The organism is Butyrivibrio sp. XPD2006 (assembly GCF_000420865.1).
Lineage (GTDB): Bacteria > Bacillota > Clostridia > Lachnospirales > Lachnospiraceae > Butyrivibrio.
Genome location: NZ_ATVT01000009.1, coordinates 148,818 through 168,267, shown reverse-complemented (window position 1 = coordinate 168,267; position 19,450 = coordinate 148,818). Strand labels below are relative to the sequence as shown.

Annotated in this window: 12 protein-coding genes; 2 read left to right on the top strand and 10 right to left on the bottom strand. The window is 41.2% G+C overall.

Going from position 1 to position 19,450, the window contains the following annotated elements; genetic code table 11:
* The 4 genes from G590_RS0111700 to G590_RS0111685 form a co-directional block, all read right to left on the bottom strand.
* The coding region (locus G590_RS0111700) for an InlB B-repeat-containing protein (RefSeq protein ID WP_026494098.1) at positions 1–4,275 on the bottom strand (4,275 nt) is incomplete at its 3' end.
* Positions 4,276–4,328: 53 nt separating this feature from the next.
* On the bottom strand, positions 4,329–4,559 hold the full coding sequence (locus G590_RS0111695) for a hypothetical protein (RefSeq protein WP_022765854.1): 231 nt from the start codon (positions 4,557–4,559) through the stop codon (positions 4,329–4,331).
* Between the two features lie 227 nt (positions 4,560–4,786).
* Positions 4,787–12,295: an InlB B-repeat-containing protein gene (locus G590_RS0111690; RefSeq protein ID WP_022765853.1), complete on the bottom strand. Its 7,509-nt coding sequence runs from the start codon at positions 12,293–12,295 to the stop codon at positions 4,787–4,789.
* A gap of 49 nt (positions 12,296–12,344) precedes the next feature.
* On the bottom strand, positions 12,345–12,575 hold the full coding sequence (locus G590_RS0111685) for a hypothetical protein (protein ID WP_022765852.1): 231 nt from the start codon (positions 12,573–12,575) through the stop codon (positions 12,345–12,347).
* A gap of 338 nt (positions 12,576–12,913) precedes the next feature.
* Between G590_RS0111685 and G590_RS0111680 the strand changes: the two genes are divergently transcribed.
* Positions 12,914–13,414 carry a hypothetical protein gene (locus G590_RS0111680; protein WP_022765851.1) on the top strand — a complete coding sequence of 167 codons (501 nt, stop codon included), beginning with the start codon at positions 12,914–12,916 and terminating at the stop codon, positions 13,412–13,414.
* 68 nt (positions 13,415–13,482) lie between these two features.
* On the opposite strand, the gene G590_RS0111675 is transcribed toward G590_RS0111680, so the two are convergent.
* From G590_RS0111675 to G590_RS0111660, 4 genes are all read right to left on the bottom strand, one after another.
* Entirely contained in the window at positions 13,483–14,235 is a 753-nt protein-coding gene (locus tag G590_RS0111675; RefSeq protein ID WP_022765850.1) for a glycerophosphodiester phosphodiesterase family protein, read from the bottom strand.
* Positions 14,236–14,262: 27 nt separating this feature from the next.
* On the bottom strand, positions 14,263–14,637 hold the full coding sequence (locus G590_RS20715; RefSeq protein WP_155828755.1) for a hypothetical protein: 375 nt from the start codon (positions 14,635–14,637) through the stop codon (positions 14,263–14,265).
* A 94-nt stretch (positions 14,638–14,731) separates the two neighbouring features.
* Positions 14,732–15,109, bottom strand: coding sequence for a hypothetical protein (locus G590_RS0111665; RefSeq protein ID WP_022765848.1), 378 nt, complete (start codon positions 15,107–15,109; stop codon positions 14,732–14,734).
* 289 nt (positions 15,110–15,398) lie between these two features.
* A complete protein-coding gene (locus tag G590_RS0111660) occupies positions 15,399–17,270 on the bottom strand; it encodes an ATP-binding protein (RefSeq protein ID WP_022765847.1) in 1,872 nt (623 codons plus the stop codon).
* A 146-nt stretch (positions 17,271–17,416) separates the two neighbouring features.
* Between G590_RS0111660 and G590_RS20710 the strand changes: the two genes are divergently transcribed.
* Entirely contained in the window at positions 17,417–17,764 is a 348-nt protein-coding gene (locus G590_RS20710; RefSeq protein ID WP_022765846.1) for a helix-turn-helix domain-containing protein, read from the top strand.
* Positions 17,765–17,995: 231 nt separating this feature from the next.
* Here the strand turns inward: G590_RS20710 and G590_RS21105 are convergent, their stop codons facing one another.
* On the bottom strand, positions 17,996–18,151 hold the full coding sequence (locus tag G590_RS21105) for a YgiT-type zinc finger protein (RefSeq protein ID WP_081641067.1): 156 nt from the start codon (positions 18,149–18,151) through the stop codon (positions 17,996–17,998).
* 343 nt (positions 18,152–18,494) lie between these two features.
* A complete protein-coding gene (locus G590_RS0111645; protein ID WP_022765845.1) occupies positions 18,495–19,427 on the bottom strand; it encodes a hypothetical protein in 933 nt (310 codons plus the stop codon).
* Positions 19,428–19,450: the final 23 nt, after the last annotated feature.

Here is a 19,450-nt window from a genome sequence, read left to right as displayed (position 1 = left end):
AGGGCTTACTGTACCCATAGAAGTGTTTTGAGACTCGTACTTAGCCTTGTAGGTCTGGCCAGGATCTATTTCCCATATTGCATACAGTACGTTATCAGTTCCGTCGTTATCTGCTGCAACATACTTCTTACCTGCAGGAATTTTAGCTGTGGTTGCACTGCTGTCGGTATCCCAACCAACAAATCTATAACCAGTCTTAGCAAAACCAGCCTGTTCAACTGTAGGTGCTGTGAAGCCTACGTTTACACGAAGGTCTTCTCCGTCATCATCCTTATCTACTGTATACTCAGTTCTTACTCCATCGTTACCGTCATTTGACTTGAACAAAACAGAAGTAAGCTCTTCTTCAAGAGGACTTGATGGAATAGTTTCCTCGTAAACAGCCACAAGTGTTACCTTGTTGTCTGTTACTACTGAAGATGTGATTGTAAACGCTTCACCCGGAACGTATGTCTTGTTGCCAAGCTTCCATCCGGTGAATACCCATCCATCATTTACTGAAGGTGGAATAGCAACGATAACACCTGAACCCACTTCGTAGCCTTCGCTGTCTGTAGGCGGATTTGTTCCGTGCTCTCCAGCATCATATATTACATGAACATTTCCTGATCTCTTCCAAACGGCCTTGATGCTGATATTTCTTACTGTTGCATCAAAGTTATAGTTCTTGCCCGGAGAAACTGTATCATCAGGAGCATAAACCCATCCGGCTAATGTCCATCCTTCTTTAACAGTGTTCATAAGGGCTGTCTTATTAACTTTTTCGCCATAAGAAACGTCAAAGTCAGTGCTTACAGTCTCTGTTCCACCATCAAAGTCAATCTTTACATTACATATCTTTTCACCCCACTTAGCATATACGGAAACGTCAGCTGCAGGCATGGTGCTATTCCAATCAAACGGCTGAGTCAGAGTATCATCAGCATACCATCCAAGGAACTCGTACTCAGCAGTTTCAGTTCCGTCTTTAATAGGTGCCTGTGCCTTATAATTACCAAGTTCTGCCTGATAGTAAATATCTGAAACCACTTTAGACTCGGTATTAGGCTCACCTGCTATAGGATTATAGAAGAAAGTAAGACTATACTTGTTACGGCTAAAGTACAGGTATGTATTATGATCTATTGCAATAGACAAATTTGCATAAAGGTCCTGCTGATTACCATTTCGTCCCTGTTTGTACTTGTAAGGTGTGAATCCTGTATAGTAATCACCCCTCATCGTAAAGCCTTGGCCATTTTTTACTACAACACTATTGACCTGTTTATAACCGTTGAAATCATCAATACCACCAAACTGCTGTACATAGTAATATATTGTTTTAGCATCTGAACCGGGATTGTAGGTCTCTTTGGTAAGATACAATGTAGACTCAGTTGTAGTATCTGTAGTATCTGGTTCCCAACCATTAAACAGGAAATCACTAAAGAAAGTAACATGAACGTTGTCGTTCTGTCCTTTCCATTTCCCTTCCGGCCAATCATACGAATCGTCAGCATATTTCAGTGACTGTCCAAATAATCCGGTATATGTCAGGCTTCCATATGTAGTCTGTTTTGTATATCTGGTTCCTGTATATTCGCTTCCCTGGTATGTCCAGTAGACAGTTGAACCCCATGGAATACTTATAAAGCCTATATTTATATAATTTGTTTCTTCATTTCTTTCCAGCTGAACATACTGACCATTAATATATCCGTACTGAGTTCCATTTTCACTAGTAGTTGCTACATAGCTCTCAGTTGCAGTGCCACTGTTTGTGCCACCAAAAACAATATGCATGACCTTACGATCATAGTAAATATTTACAACCGTATCGCCCTTAGGTCCAATAGTTCCTGCAGCGGCTGTCTTGCTGGAAGTTATAGACATTCCGGCATAATAGAAGCCTTCCATGTTGAGTCTCTGATAACTTGCGTAAGAACTTGCAGGAACCTGCTCACCGGTTCTTCCGGTATGTGTATCATCACTCTGATAGAAATCATAGTGCTTTTCTGTATCACCGACACGATCAGTTACTTTCTGTTTCCATACAACGATTGTGAACTTTGTAGTCTCAACAGCAGTCCACTGAGCATAAAGTGTGATATCATTTGATCCCTCTTCAACAACATTCTGAACAAGGGAAGCCCATGATCTATCACCAGTCTCGGCTACCATATTGTTACCTTCAGGATCAAAACTCCATCCGGCAAATGTATATCCATTACGTGTAGGGTTTTCAGGTTTAGCCTTACCAAACACGTCGTCATACTCAAGGAACTGAGGTCCTGTATAAGAAGCACCACCGCCTATCTTAACAGGCTCATCCTGTCCCTCAACATCAACGTATGTATCATCGTTCTCATCGAAGTGTACCCAGTATGCGTCAACGATAACAGGATAAACGTCGCTTACTTCCTTGGCGTTTACTCTGCAATGGCCGGACTCATCTTTAACTATCAGCTTTGTAGGATCACCCTCTACAGTTGACCAGCCCTTGAAGGCCTGCATGTTAGTAGGAGCTGCTACTTCCTCATCGTCAACGATAACCCAAGGAATCTCTTCGCCTATTGCCTCAGCTGATTTTAATGTGTATCTTCCGCCGTTAACGCCATGGAATGTAACGTAGTATATCTTCTTATACTGCGCAACAACCTTAACTTCATCTTCTGCATAACCAGCTGTGCTTTCTATAACCATAGGAAGCTCAATAGGTGTTGACTCACCATCAACATACCATGCGATAAACACGCTGTTGTCTACCTGCGGAGGTATGCCGGGGTCATTGAGTGTGTCACCTTTCTTAACAGTCTGCTCATAGAAAACTGCCTCATCGTCACCATATACAAATGTATAGGTGATCATTTTGCGCTCAATACCCTGATCCTTGGATGCAACAATAAATACTGAGAATTCATCAACGTTGAATTCTACAGCAGTAACAACCTTAGTATCATCCTCAGGGTCGCTGTTTGCATCTTCAGTAGAAATATCTGCAGCAATCTGCTCTACGCTATCGCCATGATCATGAAGGACTGTAAACTCAGTTCCTTCAATAGTAGTTTCAAGTTCAAGATTTACATGCACAAACGTATCTGATGCAGGCTGGATCTCAAACTTCTTACCATCTTCATCAGTATAGTAGAAAGTGATATCAACGCCGACAGCTGCTGTTACGTCATCGCCCAGCTCGCTCTGAGCTGTTGACATAGCCTGGCTCTCACTAATACCATTAATCTTAACTTCTGTTCCCTCAGGGAAAGCACCTGTTTCAGCTTCAAGGGATACAATAAGTCCACCGGCGTGAACGTTAGTCCTCTCGATCTTAGGGAATTTTGTGATCTTTTCTGTCTCTTTGAATACAGCTGTGAAAGTTGCATCTTCTTCGATGTTCTCAGGAACGAATGTAGGAACCGCTGATACTTCTTTTCCGTCCTTATCAACCCAGTTAACAAACTCGAAAGCTTCGTTAAGAGCCTCTGCTGTACAACCCTCAAACTTAGCTGTCTCATCAAGGAGATCAATTGTCTCTGAATTAACTGAAAGCTTTCCACCACGCTCTGTCTTATAAGTAACCTTTACAAGCTTCTGCTCAGGCTCTTCTTCCTCTGCCTCAAATACAGCTGTAAAGCTTGCATTCTCTTCAAGGCCAGAAGGAACAAAGGTAGCGCTAGTTGAAACTTCGCTGCCGTCAGCATCTGTCCAGTTAACGAAGGTATAGCCCTCATCAGCTGTTGCTGTTGAGCCTTCAAACCTGGCATCTTCATCATTTATGTTGATCTCTTCAGAAGTAGAAGAAACGCTACCACCTTCAGTAGCACTGTAAGTAACTTTTACAAGCTTCTCTTCCTTTACCTCTTCGCCTGCCGGAATATCTTCTCCGTCTGCAGGAGCTGCATCGGGATCAACTACTGTGTCGGCAGGATCTACAGCTGTCTTGTCTTCTACAGGCGCTGTAGGATCAACCTCTGCAGGAGTCTCTTCTGTAGGCTCTGCGGGAGTTTCCTCTGCAGGAGTTCCATCTACAGGAGCTCCATCAGCAGGAGTCTCATCATTCCTCTCCTCTTCAGCTTCAGCCACAACAGGAGCTTCCTCTTGGACCTCTTCTGTGGGCTCAGCAAAAGAAAGATCAGACATTTCTGCCTCACCTTCGTCTGAACCACCTTCAGACTCCATGTCTTCGATTCCTTCTACGGCGTAAACTCTTGCGCTTGCAAAATCACTACCGAATGTAGTTGTTACAAGTGCGAATGCCAGTAGAATTGCCAGTAATCTGTTCCACTTACGTAACATAGAATATTACCTCCCTCATTAGATAAACTATTAGTATAGTAGAATGAGCTAAATTAAGATGTTTTGGCTTCGTCGACCTGTATCTGCGCTCCGCTTGCCATTGCCTCGTCCATCAGACGGATCAGCTCCAGCGCACTCCTGAACCTCTCGGTCCGGTTCTCTTCGGCCCAGATAACTTGTCCCTGCCAGGTACCACGCTGCCAGAACTCGATCTTTACAACGAAGGTGCCCTTTTTCCTGTCAATATTATGATTGGTATTGTTTATTGAATCGTTTGTTTTCATAGCAAAATCACCCCTCATGCATACCATTATAAAAAACAACCCATCATACCAATAATCATATTGTGAATTTTTTTTGTTAAATTTGTGAAAAAAGTGTGTCTTTATTTCATTATACTATTTATAAATATTTTATAAAACACATTTTTTCACAAAAACAGGACCCACACCTTTCGGCATGGGTCCCGATTCTTTTAGTTCCCGAGTGAAAAGAGCTTTTAGCTTATGCTTTATGCTTCCTCTTCATCTTCGTCTTTCTTCTTTGTAAAAAGAACTGTTGCTGCTACTGCTGCTGCGATGATAACCGCAATAACTCTTGCAGGAATATTAGCTGTATCCTCTGTTCTGCCTCTTCTTGCTCCGAGAACTGCTGCTACAGGTGCTGCTTCAGGTTCTCTTGTTGCTCCGAGAACTGCTGCTACAGGTGCTGGAGCTACCGGAGCCGGTGCAGGTGCTGGAGCCGGTGCAGGAGTAGGTGCCGGTGTAGGTGCAGGTCCCGGTGTAGGTGTCGGAGGTGTAGGTGTCGGAGTAGGTGTTGCCGGTGTAATGATCAATACTGCAGGAAGATATGTTACTTCGAAGTTACCCTGGAACTGTCCACCGGTAGCTGTTACTGCGTAACCATCAGGATTAACATCTTCTCCAACAACTCTGCTAACCGAATATCTAACAGTACTATTTACCTCAGCCTGAAGGTTAGGATTTGTAGGAGTTGCGGTAGCTCCCAATGCAGGATCAGGCTGTCCGTATTGCTTGGTGCCTCCGATTGCCTGTACTGTAACAGGTGCATAACCGATAACAAGCTCTGCGTTTTTATAACCTACATTGAAACGATCTGTTACATCTCCCTCATCTGACATAATCTGAGGTGTTCCGGAGAATGAAGTCGGATATGTAGCTACGTTTCTACCGCTTGCGCCTGAAGTAACGCCGTTAACAGTATAAGTTACACCATCAATTACAAACTCATTGTTTCCTGCTCTCTCAGATACATCTGCTGCATCTGCCACGATAGCCTGAACATAATTAGCAAATCTATCAATGAGATTCTGAATGAATGATCCGCTTTCCTCTACTGTTACATAGAAGCCTTCTACGCTGTTATCTTCTCCGTTGTAGGTTGTTGATCCGCCTATTGCATTAAGTGTAATGTTCTTCTTCTCTGCATAGTAGAATACAAACTCATTACCTTCTTCCTGGATCACAATAGTATCTTCTGTAGGTCCTACCACATAGAGACCTTCGATAGCTATTGCATGCTCAGTTACTTCTGCTTCATAAGTCTGATTCTCAACTATCTTATCTTCAGCAACTCTGTTTGTAGTATTCTCCTCATAGTAGTGTACTACGTAGCTAAGATCGTTTCTTCTTGTGTAGTAGAAGATGATGTCTTCGTTTACCACCTGAACTTTTCCGCTATAGGATGTAGGCTCAACCGCTACAAATCCCGGAATTGTTACAGCATTCTCTTTGATATCAGCTCCTAATGTAAGGTTCTTAACTACCTCATCAGGAATAAGAGGATCAGTCTTACCAACCTCATAGTAATGAACAGTGTAAGTTAAGTCTGTACGAGGCAGGTAGTAGAAGATTAATACGTTCTCTTCCTGATTAAGAGAAATTGTAATGGTCTGCGTAGCCCGGCTCTTTGCTGTATCAAGAACATATCCTTTATCATACAGATCCAATGCATTTTCAGTATGAGTGCTCTTGTATGCAACGTTTGGAACTGACTTAGTATTTGCTACAGTGGTCTCTTCTTCTATATCGGAGCGTAAGTACTTAACAATATAGCTATATTCTGTGCTGACAACATAGTAGAATATTATCTCTTTCTTGTTTACATCGAGTGTAAATGTCTGACTTGCGTCACCATCTACTGTGAAGCCCTCAACTTCAGGAGCATATTCTGTGTAGGATTTACCGTAGGTCTTGCCGGTTTCGGGCTTGTCTTCTGCTACCTTGTTTGTAGTTTCTACTCCATCTACCTTCTCGTAGTAGTGAACCGTGTACTCGAAGTCAGTTCTTGGAACGTAGTAGAAATCAACATGATTGTCTTCAAGTCCTATTTCAAGTTCTACAGGAAGGTCAACTGCCTCACGATTATAATTTACAAGAATCTCAGCTTCTTTTTCTTCATTTGGATTTACATAAACAGTATCTCCAAATGTCTGGCCATCTACTACATCAGGAACTGCAAGCGGTTTAGCTGCTGTGCCTTCTTCGCCTCTCAAATAGTAGTTTACTGTGTAAGAAAGCGTATTAATCTTTGTGTAGTACAGTGTTATTACATTATTTGCTTCAACGTCTGAAATTGTGATGCTATCAGCTGATGGACTGTCATATGAAAAGCCGGGGATTGTACCATCAGCCTTAATGAAGTTAGCTGCAACAAGGCTCTCTCCGTAATCCATTGATCCTGTATCAGGATCAGCAAGCTCATTTTCTGGTTTGCCTTTCTCTACGTGTTTAACAGTGTATCCATAAGATTCAGCAATGTAGTGTCCATAAACGGTCACATCTGCGCCATCGATAGTAACACTAGTGATCTTCTTGGTCTCATCACCGAAATCAGCTTCTGAAGCGTACCAGCCGTCAAATGTATGACCTACTACCTCTGCAGGCCGTCTCTCGAGTGGCTGAGTGTCACCATCTGAAAGACCTGTGTATGGATCAGGATCATCAGCAAGTCTTGGATCATCAACAAGCTCGAATTTAACCTGATATGTCTTTTCCCATACTGCGAACAGTGCCTGGTAAGGAGTTGCTTCATCTGCAGCTACTCTGGTTGCTTCGGTACTGAATGTCGAATCAGAGTAGAACTTACCGTCGTTGTAGTAGATAAAGTTACTTGCGCTAAGACTCTGAGTCCATTGTCCGTGATCCATGAATGCCTGAGCTTTAGCAGCGGTGTCGCCCATGTCAACCTTAGCCCATCCAAGGAACTTATCATTTTCACGTCCTTCAACACCGGTAGGTGCTGGCTGGATATCAACTGCAGCATTTATCTCAAGTGAGCTTTCCTCAATTGATTCAGACTCAAGTGTATCAACGTGGAAAGCCTTTGTTCCATTGTTATAGAACCATGGAATAAACGTAGGAGTCGGCTCGCCGATATCAACATACTCTGCTCTAAGCTGAACAGTATATGTATATTCGTCTGTTGTGCCTTCCTTAAGTTCTTTATGGGCAAAGTCACCCACTACTGTGAACTTCTCTCCCGGGTTGCAAGTGATAAGATTGCCATCGTCAGAGTATGCATCTACATACTTGTTTTCAGCCTCATCCCATTTCTGCATTACCCAGTATGCGAATCTCTGCTTAGTGCTAGGAGCTGTAACTGCCGGCATTGCTACTGCATCTGCCTGATCAACATAAAGGTTTGTATCTACAGGAGCAGGTGAAGAGGATCCGTTAACATCATACTTAACATTGATTCCGTCAGCGCCGTCAAATACTTTTCTCCACTTAGCGTAGAGGTTGAACTCCTTAGTGATCCAATCTCTGTCTACATCAGAATTGGAATATTCAGCGTAAATCTCGCCCCACTTATTCATTTTATCGGTTAAGTGGCTGCTCTTATCATATGCAAGATACTTATCTGCCCTATCTCTTTCATTGAAAGTAAAGGCGTCAGCATTGAAGAATCCGCTATATGTTTTGTCTGCTGCGTTGTAATCTGTGTACCAGCCAACAAATACATATCCATCCCTTATTCCGGAGGGAACGCTGATCTTACCACCATAAGTAGCACGGAAGTTCATTGCCTGGTCTTCACTTCCCCAATCAAGAGTTTCATCTGTTCCAGCATTGGGATGAAGGAATACTCTGTACTGAATCTGATGCCAGCCTGCATAAACTCTTATACCACCAACAGGCATTGTCTTTCCGGTAAAGTCATATTTTGTATTACATGTGGCATCGGTGTACCAGCCATCAAATACAAAACCTTCAGGTATGTTTTCAGGGACATATTCACCTACAGATTCAGGTATTTCTACTCCCTGACCGATTGTAGCACTCTCACCGATAACATTTGCACTGTTGTCTACAGGCTGTCTGTTTCCATAGACATATTTACCATCCATATACGTTACTTTATAACCCTCGCGTTTATACAGATAGCTCAGGTGATAATATGTGGTACCACTTTCCCTTGTAGTCCATGGACTGTCTGTCTCATTACCGGTAATCGGATTCCATCTATCATCATAGCCGATTGCTTTTTTACTAGAATCTGCAACTACAATATAACCTGTATGCTGTGGTGCATTCTGCTGAGCTACTTTTGTGTTGGACGAACGTACATCCATCACTTCTTTTTGGTAATACGTCACGCCGTTAACTGTATCCTTCTTAGCATCAGCCGGAATTGAAGGATCTGTCGCATCGAACTCATACCAGATATGATATTTCCATGCATAGTAAGAATTGAAACGAACAATAAGGTAATTATCGTTCTTCTTGTTGGTCTTACCAAGAATCTTTTCATCCAGAATACTTATGACACCCTTAACAGTATCAGATCCTCTTCCGGTTCCCGCTCCGGAAGGATTTGCCTCTTTCTTCAGCTCGGTTCCGTTCATCATAACAAAGCTGACAGCTTCAAGTCCTTGTCCATCACTTGATATATCGTCATAGGAAGGCCACTTATCTTCAATATTCTGCCCATAATAAGCATCAATATAGAAGTAATGTCCGGTGTAATTCCCAACCGGTTCTGAAAGAGTATCGCCATTATATGTGGGAGGTGCGCTGTATGAACGATTATGCCATGTAGCAACGCCCCAAACATCATTACCACTGTAAGCATTGGAATTCTCAGCGGTAGTATAACTGTTACCACTTTGTCTTGCAAAGTAGAACTTAAGTCTGTACTCAATTCTATCAAAGTAAAGATTAAGAACTGAATCTTCTTCCGGAGAAATTGTAGTACTCTTCAAAGGGTCTTTTCCCGGAGCTTCATAGTCGATATCTTCCTTATTTCCTTCAGTCTTCTCAGGATTGAAGAAGAAACCGATATAATGCTGCTCTTCCTTTTCAGGATCCGTTGCATTAGTAACTTTTACATAATCCTCGTCATCATAGTCAACAAACTCATAAGGAATTGCCGCATCAACGGTACCTTTTGCATGAACAACTTCCTTAAGGTCGTATCCGTCACGCTTTACATTCTGAGTCCAAATGATAACTGTATATTCAGCATCATCATTTGGTTTCCATTTAGCATATACTCTTGTTGTCTTAGTAATAGTTGTTTTGAATACAAACTTTTCGCCAAGGATAACGTTACCTTTTTCATCCCTCTTGGGATTTCCTTTTTCATCTTCTTCCTGTGCGAGATACCAGCCATCAAATGTATAACCATGTCTGATCATCTCGATAGTAGGCTCTGAAGTTTTTTCACCTTTCTTAATGAACGCAGGAGCTACATATGTGGCACCTTTGTCTTTTTCATTAAGTTTCTCAACAAATACAAGCCAGTGACCTTCAGGTGAATTAACTGAGAATGTTACATTACCTTTAATCTTGATAACATCCTCATTCTTAAATATAGTATTTGCATCATGTGCAGATACAATATTGTCATCTTCGCCTTCATCAAGGTGTAATGTCCATCCTTCGAAGTTGTGCTCTTCATCAACAGGTGTGTAGGACATATTTACTGTATATTCCACGCCACTTTCAGTGTCTTCTTCATCTGCTCTGAAATATACCTCTCCCTGACCAAGAACAACTTTATTTGACTCATCGGAAGACATACCTTCATCAATATAAGTAACAACATACTGCTTAAGGAACATAGCATAATATGTTAATGTAATTCCGCCTTCTTCATCGGCATCTTTTTCCGGAACTGTTGCAAGCTGCTCTGTTACCGCATTACGTATGTCATCAATATTGAGCGCAGCATCAAGATCTTCCTCAGAAGCAGAATAATCTTTATTCTCAGTCCATCCCTTGAAGATAACGCCAGGTTCAAGATTACCTACTCCGGGATCATAGACTACAGTATCAAGGTGCTCAGCAATGTCAGCCTGCTTAACATACATTGAAGCAACTTCTGATGTACCATTCTTGAATACAACCTTGATACGGTTGTCAGGATTGCGTTCGCCGGCAACTACATAAACTGAGAACTCATTTGAATCAAACTCTGCTCCGCCAGCGTCTACAGAAGCACCATCAATAGTCTCAGCTTCGCCATCATGCTCATGAACAAGTGAGAAGCTATCACCTTCAATCTCTTCATCAAGTGTAATCTTTACATGAACGTCTTTTTCATCTGCAGGCTGGATTGACTCACCTTCGTAGATAAAAGAGATATCAACACCCTTAGCTGCGCTGACATTGCCCTCTCCAAGAGCTTTCTCAGCAGTTGCAACAGCCTGGTCATCACTTATAGCACTTACACTTACTTCTGTTCCAAGAGGGAATGTTCCTACTTCAGCATCGATAGAAACAACCAGTCCACCCTCGTGGATATTAGGTACTGACAAAGCAGGCATTGTTACTTCTATGTCGTCAGAAGCCTTGAAATTAGCTGTGAAAACAGCATCTTCTGTGATGTCAGAAGGAACAAACAAGCTTTCCTCTGATACAATCGTGCCATCTTCGTCTGTCCAGTTATCAAATGTGTATTCCTTAAAGAGCGCGATTGCCTCTGAACCCTCAAACTTAGCATCGGGATCATTAAGGTCGATCTTCTCAAGGTACTTTGTAAGTCTTCCGCCCTTAGTTACTTTATAAGTAACCTTGACGATCTTCTCTACAACAGCTTCTTCAAACTCAGCCTTGAAGGTAGTGCTCTCTGTAATATCAGAAGGAACAAAGGTTGCATCCTCAGACACAGTCTCGCCATTCTCATCTACCCAGGCAACAAATTTAAAGCCCTCATCAGCTTTCGCTGTAGAACCTTCAAGTTTTGCTTCCTCATCATCGGGATCCAGTGTCTCTTTTTCCACAGATACTGTTCCGCCTTCGCCTGCTACATAAGTAACAACGATATCTTCTTCATCTTCCTCAGCCTCAGCTGCCTCAAATACAGCTGTGAACTCAGCGTCTTCCTCAAGAAGATCGGGAACAAATTTAGCGTCGGTTGATACTTCCTCGCCATCTGCATTTGTCCAGTTGATGAATACATAGCCTTCATCAGCCTGAGCTTCAGATCCTTCAAAAGCAGCATCTTCTGCATTTACATCGATTTCTTCAGAATCAACTGTTACGCTACCACCTTCTGTAGCCTTGTATGTTACAGTAACGAGTTTCTTCTCGGTTTCATCTTCATCTTCTGCGGGCTCTTCTTCCTCAGGAGTCTCTTCAATCTCTTTTTCCTCCTCTTCTACAGGAGTCTCTCCCTCAACAGCCTTCGCAGCTTCATCAGAGCCTGCTGCAGGTTCTGCAACAACCTCTTCTGTAGGCTCAGCCTTTACAGTATCATCGCCGGAACCCTCTTCAACAGGCGCACCCGGAGTTTCCTCAGCAAAAGAAAGCTCGGAGATTCTGCTCTCTTCAGGATCTGCAGCTTCTTCAGGCTCTTCGGGTTCTTCTGGTTCTTCGGGTTCTTCTGGTTCTTCGGGTACCACAACCTCTTCAGGCTCCGGGTTCCCCTCAGGTTCCACGTCCTCGACTCCATCTACGGCGTAAACCTTGGCGCTTGCAAAATCACTACCGAACGTAGTTATTACAAGTGCGAATGCCAGTAGAAATGCCAGAAATCTGTTCCACTTACGTAACATAGTTAATTACCTCCTCTTAAGAAACTATTACTAGAAGAATTAGTTAACTTTAAGATGTTTTTGCCTCATCAACCTGTACCTGTGCTCCGCTTGCCATGGCTTCGTCCATAAGACGCAGCAGTTCAAGTGCGCTCCTGAACCTCTCAGTCCGGTTTTCCTCGGCCCAGATCACTTGACCTTGCCAGGTACCATGTTGACAAAACTCAATCTTTACGACAAAGGTGCCCTTTTTTTTGTTTACATTCTGATTGTAATCATTCAATGAATCGTCCACTTTCATATAAAGTCACCCCTCATACGAATAATTATAAAAAACGACCCATCATACCAATAATCATATTGTGAACTTTTTTTGTCTTTTTTTTGAAAAATTTGTGTTCTTAGTTTCCGAAAACGCAGGAAATTTCGGTATTTAATTGCAGATATTGTGGTGGCAAGTTTCCAATTGTTTATAAACTGTTATTATTTCTTTTCGTTTATTTTATGGTTTCTTAATCGTTTTCGTACATTATTGCGCGTATACTAAATCTTGTATTATTTGTGAATGTGTTGGGAATTTTGTTGGAAAAAGAGATTTCAACTCTCGATTGGAATCGAGAAGAAAATGGAGAATGAGGTATGAGAAATTATAAAAATAATAAGATTCGTTTAATTGACTGTGTTTCTGATCTGGCGCTGGCCACCATCATATTGGGAATCGGAATGATGGTTCTGGGCAGCACAATGATAATAGGAAGCGCGATAAGGCTGACAAACGGCTACAGCTTATTCGGCGGTTCATCAAGCCTTCTGTTCTTTGGTATCACTCACGGTATTATGTTCATTGCCAACGGCGTACTGCTGTCACTGTTCTGTGTTATGGTGGCAACTACACATCCTCTGGCAGGTTCATTTACAGCACTTAACATCTTCGCACTTATCTGTGCGCTGTTTGATGTCATCGTCCTAATCACATGCGCAGCGCTCGGAGGCGGCGCTCTCGGGGCTGTTGTATCACTTGCAGGCATTGCTATTTCAGCAACTATCACATGCCTGATCAAGAAGCTCCGCACCGGTGCTGAGAAGATGGCAAGATCGCAGGCTTATAACGTGGTTTACGGATTGAAAAAGGCAGGTTGAACGACAGTTTGGATCATTATCATGTATAGAAAATGGCAGCCGGTGGGCTGCCATTTTTGTCGGTTTGTTTAGTTCAGATACTTCTCCGGTTCGTTCAGGAACACATCCGTAACCCCGGCTGCTTCGTATTTGTCAAAAGACATAAGCCTTCCGGTAGGCTGTTCCGGATACAGATGGCCTCCAAACCATGCACGTACTGTGCGGTTCTGGAGCTTCTCAATCGGAAGATCCAGATGCATTCCACCCGGATGAAGGGCGATGCTGCCTTTCTCGATATCGTCCCAGAGTGACTCAAGGCCAATTGCCTTGTAAAGGCAGTTGGAAAGAAGATCGTCAAGAACGCCCAGTTTGGCTGTAGGCTCTAATTCATGGACCTTCACCAGCGATTCGGGATAGAAACTTGAGTATACTATGGAATCCGCAAGGCCCATATCTCCCACGAGCTTCACAATCTTCTCCTCAATTCCCGGATAGTTGTAAACACTGGTCTTCAGCTCAATATTCAGGCGAAGATCTTTTTTTAATTCAGGTGCAAGGAGTTCCAAGACCTCTTTCATGGTAGGGATGGTCTCAGATTTCATTCTGCCGGCGTAGATGTGGAGCGCCTTAAGCTCTTTTAACGAATAATCACGTACGTAGCCAAAGCCATCAGTGGTGCGGTCTACGCGCTCATCGTGGATCACCACCAGTTCTCCATCGCTTGTGAGCTGAATGTCCAGCTCAATTCCCGCTAGATTCGGTATGTTCATAGCCTTCTCAAAGGCCGTCAGCGTGTTCTCGGGATACATCTGCGAGCATCCTCTGTGTGCCCAGATCTTCATAATATCATCTCCTTCTGTATCTAATCATCACTTAAACAGCGCCCTTATGGGATCAATCCCGGCAGCTGTCCTGTTCAGCTCATCCATGTTCTCCCTCAGGTAGGTCTCAAGATTTGCAACCTCTTCCTCAGTAAATCCGCGGTTCGCAGTAATCTTGCAACTCGGTATCTCGCCCTCCGCGAACCGGGTCTTGTCTGCGAAAGTCACATACACGACCTTCCGGCCGTCCTTCTTGCATGCAAGGGAAACCTGCATGTTGAGAACGTCTTCATTTTTGGGGGTAGTTGGCGTTTCCTTTAGTGGTTCCTTTGGGGGTTCCTTTGGGGTTTTAGTCCAGTCAATTGAGAAATCTTGCATGGGTGTTGTTCCTCGCATGTCAACTGCATGTTTAATGTATGGCATATATCATCTTATTCAATTATAAACTTAGATAAAAAAAATGGCTAATTCCGATTTCTGTTCGGAATCAGCCATTAGATCTACGGTTATTACTTTATTATGCTTTCTGCAATTTCTTGATCTGTTTGGAATGCTTGGTGACCGTCTTCTTCAGATTATCAATATCAATGAAAGCAACCTCGAACTTGTCAGATCCATTTCTGTAACGCTGATAAGTGTCAGAATAATTTTTCTGAATATCATCAAGAGTCTTAAGTGCGCCATTCTCAAGCTGTGTAATTCTGATAAAGGTTACATCATCCTGAAGTTTCTGGATGTCAGTCTTCATCGAAGTCATAGTAGAATCGACAGCATTAAATTTTTCATCTACTTCATAAAGTTTCTCGTCTATTTTGGCTAGCCTTGCATCTACTTGATCAAATCTAGCATCGAATATGTCCTTAATTGACTTTAAATCCTCTGTGGTTAATGCCATTTTCTCACCTCCTTTGCCTTATATTCTTCGATAATCATATAAGGTAAAGTCACTCACAAGAATCATAGAACTGAAGCGTAAGACAATTATAAACTACTAACATCAACTCATCAATCAGAACCTGGGAACCTTTGGGCGAACGCCCGGATACCTATATAACTATCTTTGTGCCGTGGCACAGAGAATAATATATCTGATATCCGATCAGCAGTCAAGCTTCACTTCAAATCCACTTCATTTTGATGACAGCCACTGTGAATATGAGTATTTTCGCCTTTTTAAAGATTTATCAAATCTTTTTCATCCTCACTCCTACTTCATGCCAATTTTTCGATTCTCCAAGTGCACACCACATTTTGCCATTGTTATTAAAGAGAATGTTATCATCATGTATAACTTCGTTATCAATAATGATATTCAATGATTCAAGAAGAATAATAAACTCCTGTGCATTGCTTGCCTTAAATCGCTCCGAAAAAGAATCGCTCTCCTCGCAGTCACCATTCCAGGCCTTAACATATTTTGAGTACATATCTATTACATCGATGTCATTTCCCGAATTAATGCTTTGAAAATAAAGGGCTATGAGTTCTGAAATCAATTCGTTATAGCTAGACCAAGAGAAGAATTCTCTTGTAATTCCGATTTTTCTTCTGTATGGCACAAATTCTAAAGGAGTGTGTAGCAATTCATCAAAACCAGACATATATTTTTCAAGTTTATAAAAGTCTGCATTTGATATCCATAAGCATATATGATCATTGCGTTCCCTTATTGAAACTTTTGCATGAAAAAGATCCTTACCTTCATCGACCAGAAATCTTATGGCCCTGTCAAACACCTTCAGAATATTTTTAGTTTCTTTAACAGAGATATAGGCTTTGAGCAATGACATGTCTCCACCGCTATTAGAGGCTTCTTTTTCAACGTCTACTTTTGCCCAATACTCATCATAAATATCGACTTGACAGTTCTTAACATTATCACTATCATCCGCATATTTCTTCAGCCCAACGACCATCTTTTTGATTTCACAAACCTCATCATAAAGCTTTCCAACATGCTGTATATCGTTATAAATCATTTCTGTATCAGCTGACTTACCATATTTTTCATATAGCTCTTTTAATCTTTCATTTAGCATTATCCTCTGCTGAGAACAATTAGCAGGGCCATACCAATTCCTAATTCCCGCATATTTAGAAGGCAGATATGTTCCCCACATAAGTGGTTCAGCATACTCTCTCCTCTCTCGCTCTCTTTTCCTCTCATTCGCCTCTTCTTCATTATACTTTTGAACATCAATCCAGATTCTTTTACTTTCTATTTCATTTTCTACGTTATCAGACAGTTCAATATCATAGTTATAATCTGTAATCTCAGCAAATTCACTATTGATCATCATTTCTTCAAAACACTTCTCAAGACAGATTGCCGTATCGAAATAATTTACATTTCCAAAATGCATAGGTCGCCTACACTCACTTAATTCAATACCTTGCATGTCACATATCTCATTGAAGGGTTCAACTAAATTCACCGGAATATCACTAATATATTTCATGCCATAGTGCACATCAGTGTTTACAGGAGCAAAAGATGTAGTGATGATCCCTGCCGTCATTTCATAATGGTCTATATTCAAAAAATCATCATAGAAACCAGATAGTTCTCTGTAATAACCATATTTTGAAGCATAAAGTATCGGCCTTGAAATCTCATCTATAATAATCAACGGGCGATAGTAGTTTTGCTGATAATGCTTCCCATATCTCAACAGCCTGACTATGTCGACCAGACTATTCCTTAGCTTTTCCACATCACATATACCTTCTTCAACATCCAAAAACCATTCCAAAGCTTTGTAATGCTCCAACTCACCTTTAACATTTTCATAAAGAAAAACATACAGTTCAGACATTTTCTTTCTAAAATAGCAAATAGCTTCCTCATATGTTTTACCAGAATAATCAGAAAAATCCAGTGATATCACAAAATGCCTGTCACAACAATTACTCGCTGTAGATTTCGGATCATATTCTTCATTGTACTGCTGTATAGCTTTAAGATATGAAGTTTTTCCTACGCCAAATGGTCCGCAGATATTTAGATTACGAAATTTTACCCTATCTATGAACTTAGTAAAATCTACTTTACTCATCGCGCTCCCCTTCCTAATATCAGACATTTATTACCAGTGTTGTGTTTATCGCATATGCTTATTACATATGGTATGGTATTTCTTTTTATCTGTCAATGGTTTATAATTGAGATGAGTAAATTCAATCCGAAAGGAGACAAGTTGAAGTGAAACCAATTCTAAATACGAAACGACTTAAAGAAAAAAGAGAAGAAAAAGGCTGGAGCAGAAATCAGGCATCACAAGAAATGGGTTTACTTCAAAGTGCCTATTCACGATATGAAAGCGGTCACACAATACCTTCCCAGTCTGTTTTGAAAATAATGGCTGTCACTTTAGGTACATCAATAGAGTATCTAACAGATAAAACAGATGATCCAGCTCCCAAAGAGCTTATCGTCAACACTAAAGATTACCGCCTTACGTTTATAATTGAATCCTATTCAAAGTTTTCAAACGAAGACAAAGACAGAATGTACAAATATGCCCAAAAAATATGCGGCTCAAAACGTTAACACGTTGAGCCGCACGATGGTGAAGTTTTTCTTTCCATTCCACCAACCTGTCCCCAATATTTAGTTTCAGCATCATTCAAGCCTCCTCTACGAATATTGCAGGGTGTGTTTTGTCATTTTTCAAAGGTAATGTTTCCACTTTAAGGCTTTCAGGCCACATTATTCCATGTCCATAGCTGTTATAAGTGCATGCTTGCGCTTATACTTGGAAAAGGCTCTTTGAAGATTATCTTAATCCAAGCGAAAATCAAATATTTCCTCGCCGCAATCATCACAAACCTTAACATTTGCAACTATTGTTGTGTCCTCACCTAAAACAGGATATGTTTCTTCTTTTTGTATTATGCTGAAGTTCTTGTGTTCGCAAGCCACTTCTCTCCTAGTCATAAAAAATCACCTCCAACTCTCATGTAAACCTAAAAACGAAGATTTCATTCTCATGTCAAAGTAACAGGCTCCAGTACAGGCAATTAAACTTCATCGCTCACAAAAGCGCTTTGTTGGATTCACGAATCCATCTCTTAATGTATTTCTCTGCTTTTCTAGCAATCATTCTGTTGTCCTCCTAAATCGATTTTAACCAGTCTGCCACTTTTGCAAAGAAATATCTTTAATTTTTGCCACTTTTTCAAAAAAATACTGGAGATTTTTGCCACTTTTGCAATGCAAAACGGGAAATGGGGAAATATCAACATTTCCCATTTCCCGTACAAGAAAACCACTTCATTGTTTACTTATTTTTGATTCCTTTTTTGAACTCAATGATGTAATCCATCGTCTTACCTGTTGCAACACAGATCTGTTCGTCAGTAAAACTCCCCGAAGTCAGCATGTTCTCTATAGTAGAGTCTATGCCTTTCTCTATACCCTTTTCTAAAACAACTTCACTCAAATTACACATAACATTCACCTTCTCTGCTGTATCTGTGGCCATCTCCAAACCATACCTTTCGGAGAGATGTTTTTTCTTAATACTCGCTTCTTCTTTCCTGAGAAGTTCTTCCAGCATAGCTATCAAAGCATTCTTGGACTCTCTGGAATTTTCATTACTTCTCAGCCTAATTATAACACCTTGCACTTTATCTATGTTGGGAAGATTCATACAGCTCCCAAATATACTCTCTTGGGTCAAGTTCATCCTAATTATCGAATCTTCGTTATCTCCCGCATCCATACAGATCCATATACTTCGGACTGCCTTCAGATTGTCATAGTCAGACTTAGAAAACTCAACTTCCTTCTGAGACGAAATCATACGCCCAAGATAATAAATTATCCTATTGTCCAGATGATAACCCAGCTTCGATACATCAGAGCTCTTCTGAGCCTCAATATTGATAAGCACTTTTATAAGATCATCACCACAATATACAGAGAATCTAATATCAAAAAATATCTTCCCTTCACCCAGGACATTATCTTCTTCCGAGCTTTTCTTGATCTTATCAGTGTTAGTATGTCCTGGTTCAAGTCGCACCTTTGATACTTCTGGTTCATCAATATTAGATATTATGATTTTAATATCTGTATCTTTAAACTCATCAAGAGTGTATTTGAGAATTCTTGCAAGAATCTGCTTATCCGCCAATAACTCTTTGACACTCTCATCATACCTTGCTCTTTCATAAGTAATATCAACTGCCTGTGCTATATTCGTCTCCATTCAAATACGCTCCGTTCTTATGT

Bases quoted from the DNA above. Each gene is read 5' to 3' on its own strand.
- G590_RS0111690 (WP_022765853.1), bottom strand. From the start codon at position 12,295: ATGTTACGTAAGTGGAACAGATTTCTGGCATTTCTACTGGCATTCGCA.
- G590_RS20715 (WP_155828755.1), bottom strand. From the start codon at position 14,637: ATGCCATACATTAAACATGCAGTTGACATGCGAGGAACAACACCCATG.
- G590_RS0111645 (WP_022765845.1), bottom strand. From the start codon at position 19,427: ATGGAGACGAATATAGCACAGGCAGTTGATATTACTTATGAAAGAGCA.
- G590_RS0111695 (WP_022765854.1), bottom strand. From the start codon at position 4,559: ATGAAAACAAACGATTCAATAAACAATACCAATCATAATATTGACAGG.
- G590_RS0111680 (WP_022765851.1), top strand. From the start codon at position 12,914: ATGAGAAATTATAAAAATAATAAGATTCGTTTAATTGACTGTGTTTCT.
- G590_RS0111685 (WP_022765852.1), bottom strand. From the start codon at position 12,575: ATGAAAGTGGACGATTCATTGAATGATTACAATCAGAATGTAAACAAA.
- G590_RS0111675 (WP_022765850.1), bottom strand. From the start codon at position 14,235: ATGAAGATCTGGGCACACAGAGGATGCTCGCAGATGTATCCCGAGAAC.
- G590_RS0111665 (WP_022765848.1), bottom strand. From the start codon at position 15,109: ATGGCATTAACCACAGAGGATTTAAAGTCAATTAAGGACATATTCGAT.
- G590_RS21105 (WP_081641067.1), bottom strand. From the start codon at position 18,151: ATGACTAGGAGAGAAGTGGCTTGCGAACACAAGAACTTCAGCATAATA.
- G590_RS0111660 (WP_022765847.1), bottom strand. From the start codon at position 17,270: ATGAGTAAAGTAGATTTTACTAAGTTCATAGATAGGGTAAAATTTCGT.